General features: G+C 69.1%; 16 protein-coding genes and 1 pseudogene. 8 read left to right on the top strand and 9 right to left on the bottom strand.

What is annotated here, in order from left to right; translation table 11 throughout:
• Window positions 1-289: 289 nt before the first annotated feature.
• Window positions 290-529: pseudogene (locus tag BLW85_RS40695) on the bottom strand (telomere-associated protein Tap); the annotation flags it as partial.
• Window positions 530-1,247: 718 nt separating this feature from the next.
• On the opposite strand from BLW85_RS40695, the gene BLW85_RS00115 reads away from it, so the two are divergent.
• Window positions 1,248-3,686: a DEAD/DEAH box helicase gene (locus BLW85_RS00115; protein WP_074989917.1), complete on the top strand. Its 2,439-nt coding sequence runs from the start codon at window positions 1,248-1,250 to the stop codon at window positions 3,684-3,686.
• A 289-nt stretch (window positions 3,687-3,975) separates the two neighbouring features.
• On the opposite strand, the gene BLW85_RS38710 is transcribed toward BLW85_RS00115, so the two are convergent.
• Both BLW85_RS38710 and BLW85_RS00120 read right to left on the bottom strand, forming a co-directional pair.
• Window positions 3,976-4,620 carry a PDDEXK family nuclease gene (locus BLW85_RS38710; protein ID WP_143060381.1) on the bottom strand — a complete coding sequence of 215 codons (645 nt, stop codon included), beginning with the start codon at window positions 4,618-4,620 and terminating at the stop codon, window positions 3,976-3,978.
• 14 nt (window positions 4,621-4,634) lie between these two features.
• On the bottom strand, window positions 4,635-5,474 hold the full coding sequence (locus tag BLW85_RS00120) for a hypothetical protein (protein ID WP_074989918.1): 840 nt from the start codon (window positions 5,472-5,474) through the stop codon (window positions 4,635-4,637).
• 484 nt (window positions 5,475-5,958) lie between these two features.
• On the opposite strand from BLW85_RS00120, the gene BLW85_RS00125 reads away from it, so the two are divergent.
• Entirely contained in the window at window positions 5,959-7,329 is a 1,371-nt protein-coding gene (locus tag BLW85_RS00125) for a helix-turn-helix transcriptional regulator (RefSeq protein ID WP_074989919.1), read from the top strand.
• Between the two features lie 287 nt (window positions 7,330-7,616).
• A complete protein-coding gene (locus BLW85_RS00130) occupies window positions 7,617-8,519 on the top strand; it encodes a hypothetical protein (RefSeq protein ID WP_244174760.1) in 903 nt (300 codons plus the stop codon).
• Window positions 8,520-8,679: 160 nt separating this feature from the next.
• On the opposite strand, the gene BLW85_RS00135 is transcribed toward BLW85_RS00130, so the two are convergent.
• Complete coding sequence (locus tag BLW85_RS00135) at window positions 8,680-8,946, bottom strand: hypothetical protein (protein ID WP_074989932.1); 267 nt, start codon at window positions 8,944-8,946, stop codon at window positions 8,680-8,682.
• Window positions 8,947-9,279: 333 nt separating this feature from the next.
• Entirely contained in the window at window positions 9,280-9,762 is a 483-nt protein-coding gene (locus BLW85_RS38715; RefSeq protein ID WP_074989921.1) for a hypothetical protein, read from the bottom strand.
• 484 nt (window positions 9,763-10,246) lie between these two features.
• Between BLW85_RS38715 and BLW85_RS00145 the strand changes: the two genes are divergently transcribed.
• The 4 genes from BLW85_RS00145 (at window position 10,247) to BLW85_RS00160 (ending at window position 12,759) form a co-directional block, all read left to right on the top strand.
• Entirely contained in the window at window positions 10,247-10,516 is a 270-nt protein-coding gene (locus BLW85_RS00145) for a hypothetical protein (protein WP_074989922.1), read from the top strand.
• Between the two features lie 194 nt (window positions 10,517-10,710).
• Window positions 10,711-10,914: a hypothetical protein gene (locus BLW85_RS39070; RefSeq protein ID WP_167381335.1), complete on the top strand. Its 204-nt coding sequence runs from the start codon at window positions 10,711-10,713 to the stop codon at window positions 10,912-10,914.
• Between the two features lie 228 nt (window positions 10,915-11,142).
• Window positions 11,143-11,355, top strand: coding sequence for a hypothetical protein (locus BLW85_RS00155; protein WP_074989924.1), 213 nt, complete (start codon window positions 11,143-11,145; stop codon window positions 11,353-11,355).
• A 123-nt stretch (window positions 11,356-11,478) separates the two neighbouring features.
• Window positions 11,479-12,759 (top strand): HEPN/Toprim-associated domain-containing protein, encoded by a 1,281-nt coding sequence (locus BLW85_RS00160; RefSeq protein WP_074989925.1) that lies wholly within the window; start codon window positions 11,479-11,481, stop codon window positions 12,757-12,759.
• A gap of 69 nt (window positions 12,760-12,828) precedes the next feature.
• Here BLW85_RS00160 and BLW85_RS00165 read toward each other — a convergent pair whose 3' ends face one another.
• From BLW85_RS00165 to BLW85_RS00180, 4 genes are all read right to left on the bottom strand, one after another.
• Complete coding sequence (locus BLW85_RS00165; RefSeq protein WP_074989926.1) at window positions 12,829-14,115, bottom strand: hypothetical protein; 1,287 nt, start codon at window positions 14,113-14,115, stop codon at window positions 12,829-12,831.
• Window positions 14,112-14,726: an RNA polymerase sigma factor gene (locus BLW85_RS00170; protein WP_074989927.1), complete on the bottom strand. Its 615-nt coding sequence runs from the start codon at window positions 14,724-14,726 to the stop codon at window positions 14,112-14,114. The genes BLW85_RS00165 and BLW85_RS00170 overlap by 4 nt, the downstream gene beginning before the upstream one ends.
• A complete protein-coding gene (locus BLW85_RS00175) occupies window positions 14,723-15,004 on the bottom strand; it encodes a hypothetical protein (RefSeq protein ID WP_143060382.1) in 282 nt (93 codons plus the stop codon). The genes BLW85_RS00170 and BLW85_RS00175 overlap by 4 nt, the downstream gene beginning before the upstream one ends.
• Window positions 15,005-15,162: 158 nt before the next feature.
• Window positions 15,163-16,224, bottom strand: coding sequence for a hypothetical protein (locus BLW85_RS00180; protein ID WP_074989929.1), 1,062 nt, complete (start codon window positions 16,222-16,224; stop codon window positions 15,163-15,165).
• 182 nt (window positions 16,225-16,406) lie between these two features.
• Here BLW85_RS00180 and BLW85_RS00185 point away from each other — a divergent pair, with 182 nt between their 5' ends.
• Entirely contained in the window at window positions 16,407-16,673 is a 267-nt protein-coding gene (locus BLW85_RS00185; RefSeq protein WP_074989930.1) for a hypothetical protein, read from the top strand.
• Window positions 16,674-17,117: the final 444 nt, after the last annotated feature.

Genomic DNA, 17,117 nt, shown 5'->3' on the forward strand with positions numbered 1-17,117 from the left:
TCCCGGCCAGCTCTTTACTGCCGCCGGACGGTGCGCTGTCACGCCGGGTGGGAGAGCCGGGCACCGGTGATGTCCGTGGCGTGCAGGGAGATCTGCCCTTGTCCTGGACCGTCGGTGGCCTACGGGCCGCCGACGGGTGCTCCTGCTTGGTGGGACTGGTCCACCCACGCCTCCGGGTTCCGGGTGACCACCCAGCTCCTGACTCGGGTGGCCGGCCCTTCCCAGGTGCTGCTGGGGCTCACCACCAGCGGCCAGCTCTGGAATGGCCCGGCATCAGCCTCCTTTGCCCGGGCAGGCCGTACCGCTCGCACGCGGCCTCGGTGAGCACCAGCAGCGGGTCGGCGTCCTTGCCCGAACCGTGCAGCCTCTCCGCCCCCAGCCGCGCCTCGGCCAGCGTCCATTCGATCAGGGCGGGCAGGGACTTGGCGGGTACGTCCAGGATCAGGCCGCCGACGTCGTAGCCGGTCACATGCCGGTCGGTGGCGGTGTTGGTGTTGGTGTCGAGGGCGAGCAGCGGGCCGTGCGCGTACGCGCCGCCGGGCGTGGGCGTGTTCGCCGGGGAGGCCTTCTTCGCATCCGGACGACGCGAGCCGTGCGACGTCCGCCCTGCATGTGGATGCGACCCGGCGGCCGGTGCCCGGACGGCCGCCGGGGGAGCGGAAGCGGAGCCCTCTTCTTCTGGCCCGGTCGTGGCCGCAGGGTCCGGTGCCCCGCCTGTCGGCGGCGTTGTTCGTCTCGATGACGCGGCCGCCGCCTGGGCTGGGTGCCGCAGCGGGTTGCGGCAGCGCGGTGTCCTCTTGCGGGACACCGGTGGTCTCGGGGACGGGGTAGAGCGTGGCGAGGTGCTCCAGCAGGTGTGCGTACGCCTCCCGCTTCGGTGGCCGCGGCTCGGTCTTGCCCGGCTCCCAGCGGCCGAGGGTCGCCTGCCGCGCCTTCAGTGCGGCGGCCGCCTCGTCCAGGGTCGAGCGCGTGGGCCTGGCGTGACCGCTTGCGTTCCGCCGGCGGCGGTAGCGGGGACGGGGAGGCGGCCAGCGCGTCGACCGCGTCGAACAGCTCGGACATGGAACACCTCCACCTTAACCCCAACCGCATGTAGCGCGTACGTACTGCGTACATGTCGCGTACATTTCGCGTACGAATGGGTTTGTCGGGTGGTAGGGTCCCTAGGCGGCCCGTCTTCGGTGGGCTCAGCGCCTCCCGGCCCGGCTGCTGCCTGGATGCATGCCTGCGTATCGAGGGAGAGCTTGATGACTGTGGTCGAATTGCCGCGGCCCGGCCGCTCCGAACGGTCCCAGCTCTTCCCTGACCAGGCGGAGGCAGTCGATCGGCTGGTACGCCACCTGCACCGCCCGGGGACGAGAGCGCTGTTCGTGTCGGCGACGGGGACCGGGAAGACGCTGACCTCGATCCGGGTGGCGGACGGGCTCGGTGCGCGGCTGGTGCTGTTCGTGGTGCCCACCCTGGACCTGGCAGCGCAGACCGCGCTGGCCTGGCGACGGGACGGCCACGGCGAGCACATGGTGATCGTCTCCTCCCTGGACGCCGCCGGCCGTGACGATCTGGTGGCCGCCCGGATCATGTCGACCACCAGCCCACACGCGCTGGGCGGGCTGATGTCGGTCGTGGGGGAGGGCGAGGACCAGATTCGGGCGTTGACGGTGATCTGCACCTACGACTCCCTGACCAAGATCGAACAAACCCAGAGGACGGGGTACGCCGTCCCGCCGTTCGACCTCGCGGTCATGGATGAAGCGCACCGGATCGCCGGCCGGGCCGACAAGAAATGGGTGATCGTCAACGACGCGCAGCGGATCCGCGCGGACCGCCGTCTCTACATGACCGCCACCCCCCGCATCTTCGCCGCGCCTGAGCTGGCGGAGTCCGCCGACACCACCCGCCCCCGCCGCCGCCCGCAGGGCGAGGAGGTGGACGCGTTCGCCAACTCCATGGACAACGAGCAGGTGTACGGCAAGAAGATCGTCGACTACCCCCTCGCGCAGGCCGTGGCGGACGGCCGCGCTGCGGACTACCGGATCGTGGTGCCCACCCTCACCGACACCGACCTGCGCCGCCGCCTCAACCTGCCCGCCCCCGGCACCACCCCCACCGGCGCCACCGCGCCCCGGGAGCCGAACGACGACAGTGCGCTGCGCACCACCGCCCTGCACCTGGCAGTCCTGCGCGCCATGACCGAGCACCGTCTGAAGAAGGTCCTGGTCTACTTCAACCTGGTCTCCGATGCCCGCCGCTTCGCCCGCGAACTCCCGCACACCCTGCGCCTGCTCGCCCAAACCGACCCCGGCCTCGTCCCCGGCATCGACCCTCAGCTGTTCTTCGCCCACGGCGAGCACACCTCCGCCCAACGCGCCGACATCTTCACCGCCTTCGCCGCCGCCGACACCGCGATCCTCGCCAACTCCCGCCTGATCTCAGAAGGCGTCGACATCCCCAGCGTCGACGCGATCGTCTTCGCCGACCCCACCCGCAGCGTCATCCGCTGCGTCCAGGCCCTCGGCCGCGCCCTGCGCCTGGACGTGAGCGGCAAGACCGCCTCACTGATCGTCCCCGTCTACATCCCGCCCGGCGCCGACGCCGAGAACATCCTCGGCACCGCCTACGAACCGGTGTGGGCGATCGCCTGCGCCCTGGCCAGCCACGACCACCGCATCCTCGAACGCCTCCCCGACAAAGCCAACCGCCTCCCACGCGAGACCAGCCAGGTCATCGCCCGGCGCTGGCACTTCGACTTCACCGTCCACCCCGAACGCATCGCCCAGGCGATGGACCTCATCTCCTTCGACCCCCGCGACCCGGCCGTCTCCCGCTCCCGCCGCCTCGGCCTCGCCGCCGCCCACTCCTACCGCGACGAGCACGGCCACCTCGACGTCCCCGCCGACCACACCGATCCCACCGGCTACCGGCTCGGCACCTTCATCACCACCATGCGCGACGCCGCGAAGGCCGGCCGCCTCGAAACCGACTGGATCGCCGAACTCGACACCCTCGGCATGATCTGGGACAAGCACGACGCCGCCTGGCGCGCCCGCCTCGCCGCCGCCACCGACTACCACCGCACCCACGGCCACCTCGCCGCCCCCGCCACCACACCCGTCGGAGCCTGGCTCGCCGAACAACGCCACCACGCCACCAAGAACGTCCTCGACACCGCCCGCGCCGACGCCCTCACCGCCCTCGACCCCGACTGGCGCCTTCCCCATGGTGCGGACTGGCACCGCAAATACCACCTCCTGCGCGCCCACCTCGCCACCGGCGCCGACCCCGCCGCCCTCACCCGCGACACCGTCCTCGCCGGCGTGAAGATCGGCTCCTGGCTGGCCCGCCAGCTCACCACCTGGCCCACCCTCACCCCCGGCCAGCAACAGCTGATGACCGCGCTCGGCCTCACCCCCGAGGCGAACCCGCTGGCTCCCGCCCGCCGTACCCGCCGCACGTTCGAGGAGACCGTCCAGCTGCTGGAGCTCTTCCTGCACCGCGAGGGCCGCACCCCGGCCGCCCGAGAGACGATCCGCGTCGACGGCGACGCCGTCAAGATCGGCGCCTGGCTCGCCAAGGCCCGCACCAAGCACCGCGCAGGCCAGCTCCCCGGCCATCACGTACGCCTGGTTGCCGCCCTCTTCGAGGGGGACTGGACGGCCGAGGACGCCGTGCCGGCCGTCCTGATGTAGTCCCTCTCCCGGCTGGTGCGGCCACAGACTTGGCCAGTTCCCCACCGTCGGCGAGAGCTGCGACCTGCGTGGTTGTGGTGCGCCGCCGTCGGTCCGCCGTCGTCGCCGTCAGTTTGCCCGAGATCATGGCCAGGTTGTGTGTCGCGGATCGACTCATCCGTACCCCATTCTGAGGAGTGGCCTCCTGCCGAATCCAGGCACCGTCTTGCGTCGCACCACCGCTGGCGACCGTGGGCCGTTGGCCGGCGCGCCGCCAGTGCGCACGCGTCGCGCCGAAACGGCAGGGAGGTCACCAGTCGCCTGGCTCATCGTCTCCGGCGTCAGCGAGCCGCTCTTCCTCCGCGAGCCGCCTTATGTCCTCGTCGACGCGAGCTGAGGTGAGTGAGGCACCCTCACCGAATCGGATCAGTTGTTCTGCCGGGCTGTAGAAGCGAGGGGTGGCGCCAAGGCTGGCGCGGCAACTGCGGCACCGCCATGGCCGGCGCAGGGTCACCCACTGGGCGCGGGCGCACGACGGGCACTCAGTGAGATAAGCGCTCGCACCGTACGCCGAAGCCCACCATGCGTGCCCCCAACGGCCGCGGTAGCCGATCTGGTTGGGACTGCGGTGGGAGGGCCAGCCCAGCAGGACCAGCTGGCCCCCGCGCCACCGGCAGCTGCAGACACCAGTGCATCCGCAGGCACGGGCGTTACCGAGTTCTGTCGCCTTCTCCCGCCGTGGTGTGTGAGGGCCTTTGACTTCCAGCCATGTTCCTATCTCGGGAAGCCAGAAGTCCGGCACGTACTGGGTGCCGGAGGGAAGGGTGATCAGCTCGGGCTCGTAGTCCCACGCAATGCCGAGGCCGTTGAGCGTGATAGCCCAGTCAGCTTCAAGGCGGGACCGGAAGCGAGTGCCGGCGTAGGTGGTGGGGACGGCGTCTATCGGCTTGGTCATCGTAGGGTCCCCTGTCAGGCGTGCAGCTGTACGGAGTAGTCCTGGTCGTCGATCTCGCGCAGGACGCTGACAGCGAGCATGAGGGCGATCACGGCGTTGGCAGCGGTGTACTGGACGGCGCCGGCAGCGTGGGCGGTGGCGTGCCGGTTGAAGCCTTCCGGCACGGAGTTAGATCGCCGGAACTCCTCCAGTGTCTGGGCGAAGGGCAGGAAAACAGCTGCTCTGCGGAACTGACCAATCGTGGCGTCGTCATCTACGTCGACCGTCGGGACGCTCTGTTTGATCTTGGTGTAGCCAGGCCACCAGCCCCTGTCGGTGAGCCACGCCGGGTTGGCGAAGGCCAGACCGCGAACGAAGGTGTCCCAGACATTCGCGGCGAGGGCCTGCGCACCGCTGAACATGCCGCCCTCGATCATCCGCACGCATTCCTCGAGCAAGGCCCGCTGCGCGGTAAAGCGCGCGTCGGTCACGGAGACCAATACCTTGCTGCAGGAGGCGAGGATCTCTGTCCGAGAGTCGTCGAGGACCTTCGCGCGGGAACGAACGTCATCCGCTGCGAGCAGCAGCCGGATCACGTCGGCCGGGGGGACCCATGCCAGGGGCACCCCTTCCAGCATCAGCCGGATCATGTCGTTGTAGGCCAGGCGCTGGCCCTGCCAGTTTTCCGGCATCATCGCGTCCAGGCGTTCCAGCGCTGACTGCAAAGGCGCGACAGCCTTGGACAGGCCCTCCAGCCGCGGCGCTGGAAGTGCCACCTTAGGCGCCGGTATCAAGTTCGCAGCCACCGTCCGCCGGATGTTCTCCGTAGCCGCGTTGAGAACCTCGGCCAGCCGTGCATCGAAGCTGTTCGTCATCCCACCCCTCCCTGTACCTGGGAGCATTTTCCGGCATGGAGTCGTGCCGACGTCGGCTCTTCATGCTGACCAGCCGCGGTACCCGGTCTGGGACCGCTTCCGCCAACCCGGCACGGAGCCGACGCGCGGACATGGCTCCTTCCGCGTCGCCATCGTCCTGCTCACTGCCGCCCTCGCCCTCGTGCTCGCGCTCCTCGTTGCAGCAGTGGGCACCCTTGCCCCTATCGACGGCGCCACGTACCCGCCGCCCTCCTGCGCGCCGCCACCGCGTTCGCCACTGTCCTCATCCTCGCCGCCGCCACAATCGGAGCCCTCGCCCAATTCCTCCCGTGAGCCGGCCGCTGCCGCCCCCGGCGTGACACTCCCGGATGGCTTCGAAACCTGTCTCGAAGTCGCTGTGCCGACCTGCTTTCCAGTCGTGTACTACTGGGCATCAAAAGTGCTGTAGCCAATTACAGCAGTTGTGTTGAGGAGGGGGAGCACGTTGGTTTACGACATTCGTCCGCTCGCGAACGGGCTGCGGACCGACCACCCGGTTCCGGGTCTGCCGTTCGTCGACGACTCGCATCTGCCGCTTGACGACGGCCCTGACGCCATCGAGGCGGTCGGCCGCAACAAGGGCGAGGGCATGTGGGGCCGCTGCGACACCTCCCACGAGGGAGGGTGGCTGGCCTTCACCACCGACCCGATCGCCCACCACCTGGGCTGGGCCGTGCGCCACCACCCCGAGCACGGCCGCACCGTCCTTCTGCTCCGCGACGAGGACACCGCAAGCCTGCACACCCACTGGTCCGGCGCGCCGCTGCTGTTCAGGTCCGGCGGCTACTGGTGGGACGGCGACACCTGGTACCGGCCCGGCCAGATCTGGGACCCGGTCACCGAGGACTACGCACGCCACACCGCACGCGCCACCGCCACCGTCCACGCCGCCGACCTCCTCGACGGCCACGCCCACCCCGACCGCGCCCACCTGCACAAGGTCACCACCTTTGATCCGGCCACCGCCAAGCCGGACAACTGGATCGACGACCTGACCCGGTGGGCACAGCACCACCAGAAGCAGGACGACCCCCTGCCGCTGGAGCGCTGCGTCGTCGACCTCGCCTGCCCCGAACTCGCCGGGGACCGGCTGCTCGGCGTGCCCGAGATGGCCGCACTCGGCGGCATCACGGCCTCCACCCTGCGCGGCTACATCTCCCGCGGCGAGAACGACGTCCCCCTGCCCCAGGCCACCGTCGGCGGCCGCGCACAGTGGTCCCGCCCGGTCGCCGAAGACTGGGCCGAAGCCCGCCGCCGCTCCGCCGAGGGGCTGAAGGAGGCCATGTCGGCCGGCGACCGCCACCGTCTCGCCCCGGGGGCCGCCCAGATCCGCGACCGGCTCAGCGAGACCTTCTTCCGCCTGCTGTGGAAGCGCCCTGACACCCGCAAACGCTGGGCGCTGCGCCACCGCAACGAACCGAGCGTGCGGGAGGTCGCCGACCAGCTCGCCTTCGAAGTCGCCGACAGCCTCCGGCAGATCATCCCCACCGACGCCCTCGGACCGACCATCCGCCACGCCGTCCTGGAGGACTTCACCACCTCGCTGCGCACCGCCGAACGCCGGGGCGGTGAGCTCAAGGGCTTCGACCTCATCCTGTCGCTGCCCCTGGCGAAGATGATCAGCTGGTTCATCCAGCACTTCCCGACCTCGGCCCAGTGGTACCTCGGCGAGGTCATGAGCGAGGCGGACAAGCAGCTCGGCATCCCCGCGCAGGTGTCCGGCGAAGCGCTGCGGCGGTCCGCGATCACGAACGGGGACCTCGACGTCCAGGCAGCGAAGGAGTTCTTCTCCCGCCTCGTGCCGCGGGAGAGCTGAGCCCACCAGCGGACACCGGGATCCGGCGCGCAAGCCAGCACAGCGGCTCCCGCCTCGAGGCGGTGCGCAAGAGCGTCCCGACTCGCGGCCCGCCCTGTGCGGCGCACGTGTACCGCACGGACGACGCGGACGCAATGCGGTTCGGCAGCGCCCCGCCCGCTCCAGGGCGGGCGGGGCTCCGTCTGCGCGCCCCGCGACTCCCTACCTGATGCTCGGCGCCAGGACGGCCCTGCTCGGCCCCCGGGGGGCCTACCTGAGTCGGGTGGCGCACGGCACTATGGCTGTCCATGAGGGATCAGCGAGCTGAGGAATTCGCCCGGTGCGCCGTTGTGCTGGCCGCGGAGTTGCGCGAGACACGGCGAGACGATGCGGTCCCCGCCGATCCTGAGGAAGCTGATGCTTTCGCCGCTCCGGCCCCGACGGGTGATGACCCCTTCGCTCCGCTTATGGCGGGCCGGGAGGGCGTCTTCGACCAGGCGCTGTCCAACGGGCTGGCGGCGATCGTCGCTTGCGAGTGGCCGGGGAAGGAGGTGGACCGTAAGGGACGGGTCCTGTCGGCCAGCGCGCTGCTCAAGGTGATCGAAGAACACCTCCCCGCCACGGAAGGCATCGTCTGCGTGCCTGACGAGCATCTGATGCCGGACATCCCCCAGAGTGACGTGAACTCGCTGTTCCAGGCGGGGCCTCGTCCGTCGTCACACACCCGGATCGATGTGCGCACGCTTCAGAACGGGATCGAGGCCAGTCAGGCGGCGCGTCACGGCCGCGGCGCCGGAGCTCTGCAGCAGCGCCACATTGAGGCCCTGCTGGCTCTCGACGGCCACCGAAGCCTTGGCGCCATGGGAGAGGAACAGCAGGATCGGATCCAGCGGATCGCACAGACAGAGGATGCGGTCTCCCAGAAACGAGCTGCCGAGTACCTCGAACGCATCGGGGATGAAGAAGCCACCCGGCGCGCCGAGAACGTGGCCAACCCCAACGCCTACCACCCGAAGCACAATCCGGACGGACACGACCTCGACATCTGCCCCGTCTGCGGGCACGAGGCGTTCTGCGTCGAGGGCCTCGACCCGATCTTCGGCCAAGTCACTTATGGGCAGTGCCTGGTGTGCACCTACGTGCGTAGTCCGGGCGCCGCAGAGGACCAGGCCTTCACCGAACACCTCCGGTCGATCATGGACGACGAGTGATGCCTCCCGGCACCCAGAGCCGGGGCCATGGGCGGCCAACCCCGCCACCCTTCCTACCGCGCCTCGGCGCGCGCCGGCCTCCGAGGGCGGGCAGGGATGGTTCGAGCCCGGGCGAGCGGCTGGGGCGGGACGTGCGATGTGATCCTCGTGGGCCCCGACGTCAGGGGAGGGCGCTGCGGAGGTAGGCGGGCAGCGCCCGGCGGACGGCCGGGTCTGCTTCCCAGCCGGGGTCGGTGAGTTGGTCGGCGGTGATGACGGCGTGGACTTCGTGGTCGGTGCGGACGTCGACGCGGAACGTTTCGCCCCGGCTGTCCCGGCCGGCGAGGTAGGCGGCGAGGACGGTCCGGCCCAGCTCGGCGGGGTCCGCACGGGTGGTCGTCTGGCCGAGGTCTTTGCAGATCCACACGCCGCTGAACGGTTCGTGCATCAGGATCTCCCACCGCACGCAAGCGGGCTTGTCATCGCGTAACACAACGCGATCGTGCCCCCACCAGCCAGCGTTCAGTTCCGCTACCTGCGAGTACTGGCCAGAAAGCGTGCCTTCCGTACCGGGGCCGGACGGCTAAACGGTTACCTCGCGCGGCCGTTGCGTCCTACCGCCGCCGGGCATGAGTACCCAGGCCTTCGAGGGCGCCTATCTTCTGCCGCTGTTCCACGCGATCCAGCAGGCCCGCGGTGAGCACGCCTACCGGCAGCTTCCCGCGCCCACCCCGGCCAGCAGTCTGACCGCCGACGACGCCCCGCGGCGAAGTCCGCTGGCTCAGCCCTTCTCGCCCGGCTTCGCGGCAAGTCGGCGTAGGGCGCGCTTGATCGAGCCAAGCTCCTTCAGTACCTGATCCATCGCGGAGTCCATCAGCATGACCGGATCGTCAGCGGACCAGAAGCGCACGACCTGTGCCACCTGATGCTTCCAGAACTCGTCCTCCTCGGCATGTTCGAAGCCGAGCTGTGACGCCAGGTCGGCAAAGCCGGACCCGGGCCGGCCGGTTGCCTTGCCAACGACGAGCGCCGACAGCAGCGGCCGACCATGCTGGTGCTCGTACACGCTGATGTGGCCGAGCTTCGGGTAGAGCCCACGCATCTGGCCCTGCGACGTATAGGGATCCAAGCCGTGCGGGTCAACGCGCTGTGCGAATTCCTTGTAGCCGATGCAGGCAGAAAGCGGGTCGACCGGGTCGCCGGCCTTCGCGAGGGAACGCAGAAGGCGGTGCATGTCGCGTTCGATAGGCGTGAGTGTGAGCACGCGAACTCCTCAGAGGGAGAGGACCCGTAGGTCACGATGTCCGTGGACGCAGCGCCCGTAGGCGCACTTTGACGGTAACGCACCTCCGTGCGGCTCGGCTAGGCCCCTCCCCGTACCGCAACCGCCTTCTGCGCCCCCGCGCACCGACGACCCTCCTACCCGCGGACGGTGGGATGGACCTGGGCGCGTGGTGGCAGGCTTCCCTAACGTTCAAACCGATCACCGGTGCCTGAAGTCCGTGCACCCTCAGACAAGGAGCACTCTTGGGATTCATCGCCAAGCTGTTAGGCAAGCCGCCCTACAGCAACTGGCCCGCGAGCTATGACAGTTTCCGCGGTGACATGGCCAAGGCCGCAGGCCTGGGGGTGGCACGCATCCGTTGCCACCGCAACACCTGGGCCTACCTGCTGGAGAACGTCCCCAAGGACAGCGAGACGGTCATCGCCGGGCACGAACGAGGACAGGGCAGCGCGTTCCGTCCCCCGTGCAGGACGAGGTCACCGCCGAGGAGGGTGCGATGGTCACGGTGCCGCTGTCCGGTACCACCCTCGCCGCCGTGCTCAGCTGGTGCCGCAACATCCAGCCGAACACCCTGCGCAGCCCCTGGACTGAACTGGACCGCTCGATCGGACGCCGTGTCGGCGCCGCGATCGCCCAGGCCCTGGTCAACGTCATCCCCTCCAACGGCGCGGACGGGCCGACGGCCGTCATCTACCTCGACGACCGCCTCACAGCCAAGGACACCACCCCATAGCCCCTCCTGCACCCGCTCTGCCCCGGAGCAACGCAGGCCCGGGGCAGAGCGGCCCGGACACCCCCCGACCTGGGCGGCACAAAAATCCGCTACCCCTTCTGCTCCTCCGCTTCTACCGTGGCCGGTCATGAGCACGCAGGCCTTTGAGGGCGCCTACCTTCTGCCGCTGTTCCACGCGATCCAGCAGGCCCGCGGTGAGGACGCCTACCGGCATCTGCCCGCGCCCGCCTCGGCCAGCAGTCTGGCTGCCGACGACGCCCCGCTGGGCCCGTACCGGCGCGCACCTGATCCGCAGCTCCTACACCGCCGGCCTGGCCCACGCCGACGCGCCGCTGCTGCGCGGCGCCCTGGAGAACTTCGCCACCGGTCTGTGGCTCCTCGACGGCCAAGGGGCGTAGCGAGCGCCGCCGCCGCGCGCTGTCGCTGTGGGACGAGGACATGCGCAACCGGCAGCAGCACGAGACGGACACCGCCCACCTTCCGTCCGGCGGCGGCCTGACCGGTGCGCAGCGCCGGGCCGAGATCCGCGCCATCGCCGACCAGCTTGGCCTGGCCCCGCTGACCGCACCCAGAACCCACCAGATCCTGCTCACGGCCGCACCGGTCGCGGGCCTGACCGCGGGAAGGTGTGCGCTGCCTGGCGGGCAGCCTCCGGGTTCGCGCACGGCCGCTACTGGCCCCACCTGCGCGCATCCCAGTCCCGCGCGACCATAGCGGGGGACGACGGCGTCCACACCGTCGCCTTCGTCATCGATGCGGACCAGCACCGGCCGCTGGCCGAGTACTGTCACACCATGCTGCGCCGACTGCAGGAGCACTACACCGCCCAGGCCCACTGACACAGTGGCACCCAGCGCCCTTGGACACGGCCGTAGGCGGCACCAGAGGCTGGGGCACTTGGCCATACGATGCCAACCCGAATTCCACTAACACGGAAGCCGGACGGATGGAAGCCTGGACGGATGGGGCATTACTCGTACCTGGTCATCGGCAACTACCAGTACCTCTACACCCGCAGCCACTACGATCCAGAGCTCGCGGCGCTCTTCAGCGAGGACGACCGGCAGTACAACCCTGCCACCGAGGCGCCTGCTGAGGACTGGGACGAGGAGGGCCGGTCGTTCGGGTACTTCACTACGGCCCACGCGCTGAGGCAGCGCCTGCAGGTGCAGGGTTACACCTCTCGCAGGGCTCACACAGACGCAGTAGAGAGCCTGGAGCGATGGCGAGCGAGATACGACGCCGAACATGAGCTGCGCGAACGGCAGGAGCAGGAAGGCAAGGATGACCCCTTCACTGACCTCACCCGCAGGCCGCGGGAACTCGCGGATCTGCTAGCGGACATCCGCAGTGCGATCGGCCCCCACCAGCCCATCGGCGCCTTCGACACGCCCGGAGAGTACCTGACGTACGAGGACCGGTTCGTTGAGGCCGCCAAGGACGTCGACCGCCTCTACTGGGAGACGGATACCCGAAGCGTGATACGCCTGCTGATCGACCAGGCGCCCGACGACACCGTGGTCGGACTCGATCTCAGCGCCTTGACGGGCTGCTGCGTCCACCTGAACCCGGCGCAGCCCATCGCAGGACCGTCACGCCGCCGCCAGCTCGCCTCCCTGCCCGCCGACGCACCGGTGATCGTGCTCACCGAGGGCAGTACGGATTCCCGGCTGCTTACGAAGGCCATGCACATCACTCACCCCCACCTGGATGGCTTCATCCGCTTCATTGACTACACCGGTCCCAGCGCGGAGGGAGGCGTCAGCGCCCTGAGCCGCATGGTGAAGGCATTCATTGCGGCTGGCGTTGCCAACCGCTTCGTGGCCATCGCGGACAACGACACCGCCGCGCACACACATCTCGCCGAGCTCAAGAGCCGCCAACTGCCAGAAGGATGCCGCCTCCTTCACTACCCGGATCTCCCGCTGCTCGCCGACTACCCTGTGCTCGACCCGACGTCCTCTGAGATGACCCGGGACGATGTGAACGGCATCGCCGGCTCCCTGGAGATGTACCTCGGCAGGGACGTGCTCACCATCGACGGCTCCCTGGCACCCGTGCACCTGACCGCTATACACGAAACGAAGAGCCACCAGGGCGCCCTGTCGCAACACCACAAGAGACGGGTACAAAAGGCCTTCGACAAAAAGGTGAAGAGAGCCCGAAAAGGCCACCCCGTCGATGGTTCCGACTGGAGCGGTGTCCACGCCATCATCGAAAGTATCGTCCACGCCTTTGACTGAGCAGCTGAGGAGCCGCCCTCCTATCTACATCGCTATGGCCTCGGACAACGGAGGCGGCTTCTGGCTTTCTCACTGATCGGCAGCCGTTCCGGAGGCCAGCGCCCTGCGCACCACCTCTCTCGATGGATTGCCGCTTTCTGCGTCTCCGCCCTGGTCCGCGTTGATCCAGCGGAAGGTGAGGACACCTTCCTCCTGCCTGATCGCAGCCCTCGCGGGTGCGTGGGTGCCCCCGGGACTTTCGTCCCGCTCGATGTTGCACGACCAGAGCGCGAGGATGCCCCTTACTTCCTGCAGCGAGGCAGCCATAAGCCTGCGCACTTCGGATGACTTTCTGACGCCATGGAGAGTGACAGGCGTGCCTTCAGCTACTGTCCCTGGCTCGGCGAGTACTCGAAGGGCCTTGGGAAGTACCGGCAGGCTGTCGTCCTGTCGTCGGTGAACGCTCACCGCCCTGAGCTCGTCGGCGGCCATCTCCCAGAAGGCGCGTGCTGGGTTGCCCAGCCAGACGAGCTGCCACAGCGCCTGCGGAATGTACACCTCGTCTCCCCCCGAAGCGGCGGGGAGCTTCGGTGACTCGTCCGCGGCGCTGCCAAATACCTCACTGGAGTCATACAGCCGAACCTGCCAACGCTCCTCACCCTCGCTGCGTCGTACACGGCGACTGGCGCCGACTTTCTGTTCACGTGACCTTTCTTCACCGAGACCAGAAGCAGACCTTTGCGCGTCGGCGATAATCACCTCAGCCTGCTGCTTGGCCTCTCTCAGGATGACGTCGGCCGCGTGGTGGGCGTCTTGACGGATCTGCTTGGCCGCCGACTGCACTTGCTCCGCCTCGGCAAAGAGCTTGGCGATTGTCCGGCGGGCCTTCTCCAGGCGGCGCATGGCGTCAGCCCAGTCGGGAGGCTGAAAGTCGACAGCGTGGCGGCCGTTCCGCCTCCTCACATACTTCGGCTCGGCCTTTGTCGCCGGTGTCGCGTGGCCGGACGCCAGGTACTCCCGGTCCAGCGAGGTCCAAGGCTCGCAGCTGTCGAGCATGACGGGACGCGACGAGACCGGCGGCCTGACATCGATCTCCTCGAGGGCCTGCTCGGCGCCAGGGACGCTGTGGTCGGCAGCCACACGCAGCCACCTCTTCGCAGCGACGTAGTTGCCGCGCCCGAGGTACTCGTGAGCCAGCGCATATGCATCGTGACCCAGCTCAGCGGCATCGGCCTGCGCACGCAACTGGGCGCGCTCTTCCGGGCTACGGTCCTTCAGACGCTGCATGATCGCGGCGAAGCTGTGAGTCTTCCCGGAGCCGCTGCCGAGTGTGACGTGAGCGCGCTGCTCATTGTCCTGGTGCTGTTCGTGGTTCACCTGTGCACCTCCTTCGCCGTCCCAGCGGTCTTGTAGCCGTCCATGTGGGGAGACTGCCGCAGTTTGCCTGACGCCGTCTTCAAGATCTTCTTCATGTTGTCTATGCCAACCCCCAGAACCTCGGCACAGTCCTTCACCGGAAGATCTGCCAGATACCGCAACGCCAAGGCCTGCCGCTCGCGCTCGGTCAGCTCGGCCAGCGCCCTCCCCAGATCGACGCGCCGGATGAGGTCCGCGAGTTCGTCAGGGCAGGTCCCTCTGGCTGCGATCTCCGCAAGATCACCAGTCTCGAGGGTAAGAACCCGGCCCCTACGCCGAAAGTGATCATTGAGGCGACAGCGCGCAATCCGATACAGCATCGCCACCGGCTTGGGATGCTCCGGGTTCTTCGGCCACCACTCGAAGAATTCCTCGAACGCCTGGCTGAAGATCTCTCCACCATCCTCCGGGCCTGCCTTGGAAGTCAGGAACCTGAGCACCCCGCCCTGGTGCGCCTCGAAGAAACCTTCGAGCATCGCCTCGTCCATTGCCTGGACACCGATGATCGGCCTGCTGGGCCCGACCGCATCAAGGCCAGGGCCCACCACGCCAGACTGATCCTGCACGGTCACCGGCGCCGCCTCGCCGCGACCGTACCCCCACGTACCGCCGCCGTGACTCCGACGGACGTATCACGGCCGGCCGCACTATCCCCAGCGGTACCCGTCAGCGTCCAGGCGCCAGCCGAACCGCCGTGGTGCACCTGCACCTCACGGCCGCCCTCGGCGACCCCGCTCACCATCTCGGCCAGCAGCTCCTGCTCGCGCTCCCGGCGCCGTTCCCGGGCCAGCTGCACTCGCCTCCACTCGCGCGCGATGACGATCACCACCCCGACGACAAGGGCACTCACCCCCTCGGGCCCCCAAGTCCCTTGCACCGCTCCACCGCCCCGTTGCTCGTTGAACTCGACTGACACCCCTCCATCGCGTGAGCCGACCAGGACGGGTACCGAATCCTTCAAGATTTTTTAGGCGGGCCGTTCACCAGGGCCGTCGTCTGCGCCGCGGGTCACCGCCCTCCTGGACCCGGCAACTCGCGTACAGTCCGCATCCAGGTCTCGCCGAAGCCGGCCGGGCCGGTGTCGTCACCGGGGACGAGGAAGATGTCCGGGTCCTCGCCGAGTTGTTCCAGGAGCGCCTCGTACAGGTTGTCGAAGGGCGGTTCCATGCAGATCGCCAGGGATTCGGCGAACTGCGTGGGGGAGGGGTCGAGACCGATCATGTGGTCCAGGACCGGGAACATGCCCCATGCGTCGATCCGCCGCCGCAGCGCGGCCAGGGCCGGGGTGTCCGGCAGGAGCAGCCCGTGCAGCACGTACAGCCCGTAGAACCCGCGCAGGCCGACGAGAACCGCCCGCGCCCGCACCAGTTCCTCACCACTGGCCCGCTTCACCGGCCCCACGATGTCCCCGAGCTGCTGCAAAAGCCCCCAGTCCACCGGCGGTCGCTCACCGCGCTCCGCCGCGCCGAGCGCCTGCTCCCAGTCTTCGACCGTCAGGTCGAACATGCCGGACGCGGCGAACGCCTCGGCCAGCGCACCTGCGCCGGCCTCCTGCGCCCCGAAGCCGATCGCGGCAACCAGGTGCACCATGCTCCTGAAGTCCGGCCTCTCCGCCTCGACCGGCACGTCCTCGCCAGCTTCGAGGGCCGCGCGCACCAGAGCGGGGTTCGCCGCCCCGCGGTACGGCCTCACGAGCCGGCGGGCCACCTTATTCAACGCCTCCAGCCCTCCCTCACCCGCCCAGGCCGCGTCACGGGCGAACGCCACCAGGCGCTGCGACACCGACCTCTCCAGCGCCCATTCAAGGGCCTCCCGGACGGCGCCGATCGGGGGCTCCGGCACCCGCACAGTCCCCGGCTGCACCGGCAGGCCGGCCTCGGCGAACCACTCCAGCACGGCCAGCCGCCGGTCCCGTCCCTGCCGAAGGTGCCGCGCCAGCGCCGCCGCGCTCTCGACCACCACCGGGTCGACCGCGTCGACCACCGACCCCCGGCCCCGCCTGAGCCCGCGGCGCCGGTGCCGCGGCAGCAACCCGGCCCGCCGCCAGCCCTCCAACTGGCTCGCCGTCACTACCAGCTCTCGTGACGCAAGTTCGCCGATCACCTGCTGGTCAGCCGGGCTTGGCGCTCCTCGTGGCATGCCCTCCATTACAACCCCGGGAAGTGACATTTTCTGCGGAATACCGCATCTGGCTCACTGGTCTTCGACACCACCTCCGGTATCCCCGCCAACTCCGAGGAGCCAGCCCAACCATGACCCCAGAGCACCGAACCAGCACCCGCACCAGAGCCGCCACCGCCCTCACCACCGGGCTGCTCACCACCCTCATCACCTTCGCGCTCAACCACGCCGGCCACCTGACGAGCCTCCTGCTGACCCTCACCGCCGCGCTCAGCGCGATCACCATCACCCTCGCCCTCACCGCGGTCTTCGCCCCCAACACCTCCACCCGCCAAGCCGCCACCCGCACCCTCGACCTCCTCCTGCGCCTGGTGCCGTGGTACGCACCCCGAAGCTGACCCGCAGACCCCAGCGATCACCGACCTGAATCTCTGTGCAACCGAGTGGAGCTGCCATCACCACACCCCGCAGCACACGCACCGGAATCTCCAGCCGGGGAGGCACTACCCCCGTATCAGGATCCGCAGAAACTTCTCAGCGAAGGAAACACCCTCTCCCTCAGCTGCCAGCTGCCCGCGAAGCGGGCCAAGTCCGGGAGCGCAGCGGACGGACCCCAAAGCCCCGGGGACCGGGGCCCCCTGAGCCTGCGCCAGCAGGCTCAGGTCCCTGGAGCGCAGCGAAAGGGACCACCGGCTCGAAGCGCAGCTTCGAGCCGGAAAGGCACCAGCCCCAATCCCGGATTCACCGAAAGTTCCCACCGAAGGAAACACGGCTCGGAGCGCAGCGCAGAGCCCACCCCGAGCAACGCGAGGGGTGCCACTCCGTCAACCCCCGCGCAACGC

This window comes from Streptomyces misionensis (assembly GCF_900104815.1).
GTDB classification, from domain to species: Bacteria; Actinomycetota; Actinomycetes; order Streptomycetales; family Streptomycetaceae; genus Streptomyces; species Streptomyces misionensis.

Coding starts and splice junctions, on each gene's coding strand:
- BLW85_RS00130 (WP_244174760.1), top strand. CDS start 7,617: ATGAGGGATCAGCGAGCTGAGGAATTCGCCCGGTGCGCCGTTGTGCTG.
- BLW85_RS00185 (WP_074989930.1), top strand. CDS start 16,407: ATGACCCCAGAGCACCGAACCAGCACCCGCACCAGAGCCGCCACCGCC.
- BLW85_RS38710 (WP_143060381.1), bottom strand. CDS start 4,620: ATGACCAAGCCGATAGACGCCGTCCCCACCACCTACGCCGGCACTCGC.
- BLW85_RS00135 (WP_074989932.1), bottom strand. CDS start 8,946: ATGCACGAACCGTTCAGCGGCGTGTGGATCTGCAAAGACCTCGGCCAG.
- BLW85_RS00120 (WP_074989918.1), bottom strand. CDS start 5,474: ATGACGAACAGCTTCGATGCACGGCTGGCCGAGGTTCTCAACGCGGCT.
- BLW85_RS00115 (WP_074989917.1), top strand. CDS start 1,248: ATGACTGTGGTCGAATTGCCGCGGCCCGGCCGCTCCGAACGGTCCCAG.
- BLW85_RS00160 (WP_074989925.1), top strand. CDS start 11,479: ATGGGGCATTACTCGTACCTGGTCATCGGCAACTACCAGTACCTCTAC.